This window comes from Desulforhopalus vacuolatus (assembly GCF_016918505.1).
Taxonomy (GTDB): domain Bacteria; phylum Desulfobacterota; class Desulfobulbia; order Desulfobulbales; family Desulfocapsaceae; genus Desulforhopalus; species Desulforhopalus vacuolatus.
The window spans coordinates 1-2,763 of record NZ_JAFFPZ010000073.1 but is presented as its reverse complement, the minus strand read 5'-3'; the positions used below and the strand labels follow the sequence as shown (position 1 = coordinate 2,763).

Genomic DNA, 2,763 nt, shown 5'->3' with positions numbered 1-2,763 from the left:
CATACTTGACCAGGAATATAATGCCGTTTTGCTCTCGCCATAAGAAATTATTTTCTAATGCAGATCTATATTAACGTTTTTGAGCCTAAAAAACGCATTATTGACAGGTATAAGAGTCACACGAATACAAACACTTACCTTGGCCCGACCCTCGTTCCCGTCGGCCAACAAACGGTTCAGATCCTAGTTCGCTCCGCTCTCACGATCTAACCTTATTCGTTAGAAGATTCATTTCAAAACAGTACTCTATCCAACCATCCAGAATACACCCACAAGGGTCACGCAACTTACCAGACTTGCAGTCAGCAGTAGTGCAGATGCCAATGAAGCGTCTCCGCCATAACGTCTCAAGAAAACAGCTCCCAGAACAGCGGGAGGCATTGCAGCTAGAAGAACCAAAACCTCTTTCCAGAGTTCAGGGAAACCAAATTGGGTTGCGAGAAAACTGGCGAGCAGAGGTTTAATTATTAATTTCAGGAGAATTACAATTGTCAGAGGCACTATTATCTTGCGCAGGTGGGGCAACTTGAACATGAGCCCAACCGATAAAATGGCAAGCGGCGTCAGGGCCGATGCCAGTACATGGCATAGCTGGAATATCGGAGCCAGGTAGATATTCTCTTGACCGGGCAGTCGAAAGGCCCCCCAAAGAAGGCCAATGAGCAACGCGAAAAATACGGGGGATTTAAAAAAGCCCAGAGACGATTTCCATTGTAATTTTGAATCTACCTTTCCTGAACCAAAATAGGCGGCAAGAATGGGACCCAAAATAAAGATTGGATATCCAACGCCTATTTCTGAAATAAGAACGGCTTCGCTGAGAGCTTCGGGTGTGTGGGGAAACATTTGCAGGATAATCGAATAGCCCAGAAACGTCGAGGACCCGAATGCTGAGCAGAAGACAATTGCCCCCTGCTGTGCTTTGTTGAACTTCAGCAAGACACTGACACCCCAGGCCAGGGCAATACAGAAAAGTTCCAGTCCCAACATGACCAGAGCCGGGGCGACTTGATCCAAGCGGATTGACTGCTTTGCCAGACTCACGAAAATTATAGCCGGAAGGCACAGGTCTGTAACGATGCGGGCAAGAGTCAGAGAATGTTCCTCTGTTAATGTTCCTTTCCATCGCAGAAAAAGAGCTAAGACATAAATAAAGGTAATGACGAGAATTGCGTTTACAAGATTATGAAACATATTCATAACTCCATATCACTGCTTATAACGTTTGGGTAACGGGCGGCAATGGTTTCCAAAAAAGTTGATTGAAATCACATCGTTTAAAAGTTTTCTCAACCTTTAAAAAGAATGAGACCCTTGCCGTCCGGTTCACCCGCTGGCTATGCTTTTTGTAATACCGAAGCTTAGAACTCATGACCGCAATATCGGCAAACCACTGCTGCTGCTTTTATCGTCTCTGCACATCTTGGACACACTTTTGTATTATTTTTGTTATCCGTTGGTAACTCTTTTGGGTATTCTCGAAGTTCATATGTTACAGAAAGAGTGCCATCTGGCTTAACAATTAGCATATAGATAAATATGAGTATGCCGATAATAACTATACAAAAAATTAGGGCTAATAGGAAAGCACCACAACCATAAGAACCAGGAGCCCATGTTTGAGATGTTGGGAAATATCCTTGCTCTGCCATTTTCCCCGCATCCGCTTGAAAGGCTGAAGTTGCTCGCACTTGGCTCCCTGTGTACGTTTTTGTAACTATCCGTTCTCTATCTGCTTTTGCTTGAGCTTTCTTCATCTGTTTTTCTTTTTCTTTTTTTAGCTGAAGAATTTTCTCATGCTCCTTTTTTTCTTCAATCTCTTTTTTACTTAATTGTTCTTCAGCCTGCTTCTTCAGGTGTGCTTCTACTTTTGCGTAGATTGCACCACATTTTGGGCATTCATAATCAGGAGCAGTATCTGTTGGCTGTCTCTCATATCCACATTTCTTGCAAATTTTCGTCATAAATCATTCCTTTTATTTGCATAATGTTTAACTCACTAGGAGCCTGTCCGAGAATAGAAAAAGCAACCTGACCTGTTATGGAAATGGCTACTTTTGGTATTTATATTATTAACGAATGAATAAACAATTATAGTCAGTAACATACTGTAATATAAACAAAAAATGGGGGGGATATTCTTGAATTAATGGTATAATAAAACCAATAAATCAAGAGAGGTTCTCCTATGTCGATCCCGTTCAAAAAAAGTCCGATAGAATGGGCGCACTTCCATTTTTCCGGCTACCATGAGTCTGTTACTCATAAACATAAAAAGCAACAATATCAGCCCAGAAGAGATATTGTTGTGAAAAATACCACAAAATAAGCAAGTTAGATCAATCACGCGAAATCACGCGACGCGAAATCACGCGACGCGAACGGGGTCGGGCCACGTTAACTCTCTGATTACTCGAAATTAACGCCCCATTCGGAGGTGTTTATTGAGCCTATATCTTCATTTCTACCATCATATTCGACATTATAGGTTCTGTGTTTTTCACGAAGTTGAAATCCGATGTCATGTTCTAAAACCTTCCGACCTTTACCACGAAATCCCAATTTCGAATGAATTGTTTCTACAAAACTTCGGCTTCCTACAGCTACACTTTCACTCCAACCCGGTTGCCTGCCGCAGGTCCTGTTGGTAACGGATTCATTTACCAATTCTTTGTGAGTCTCTCGGAAGGTACTATAGGATGCAAACCCTGTAAGTTTCGCTAACTTTTGATAATCAATGAGCACTGACTTCCTTTTAGGCAT

At 42.1% G+C, this 2,763-nt stretch carries 2 protein-coding genes and 1 pseudogene; all 3 read right to left on the bottom strand.

All coding sequences use genetic code 11. From position 1 onward, the window contains the following. Positions 1 to 246 precede the first annotated feature (246 nt). Positions 247 to 1,194 (bottom strand): AEC family transporter, encoded by a 948-nt coding sequence (locus JWG39_RS15895; protein ID WP_205220424.1) that lies wholly within the window; start codon positions 1,192 to 1,194, stop codon positions 247 to 249. Between the two features lie 167 nt (positions 1,195 to 1,361). Beyond that, entirely contained in the window at positions 1,362 to 1,964 is a 603-nt protein-coding gene (locus JWG39_RS15890) for a zinc ribbon domain-containing protein (protein WP_205220423.1), read from the bottom strand. Positions 1,965 to 2,409: 445 nt separating this feature from the next. Further along, positions 2,410 to 2,763, bottom strand: a pseudogene (locus JWG39_RS15885) (hypothetical protein); the annotation flags it as partial.

What these genes read in the sequence shown, in the direction of transcription:
- JWG39_RS15895 (WP_205220424.1), bottom strand. Translation starts at nt 1,194, where the DNA reads ATGTTTCATAATCTTGTAAACGCAATTCTCGTCATTACCTTTATTTAT.
- JWG39_RS15890 (WP_205220423.1), bottom strand. Translation starts at nt 1,964, where the DNA reads ATGACGAAAATTTGCAAGAAATGTGGATATGAGAGACAGCCAACAGAT.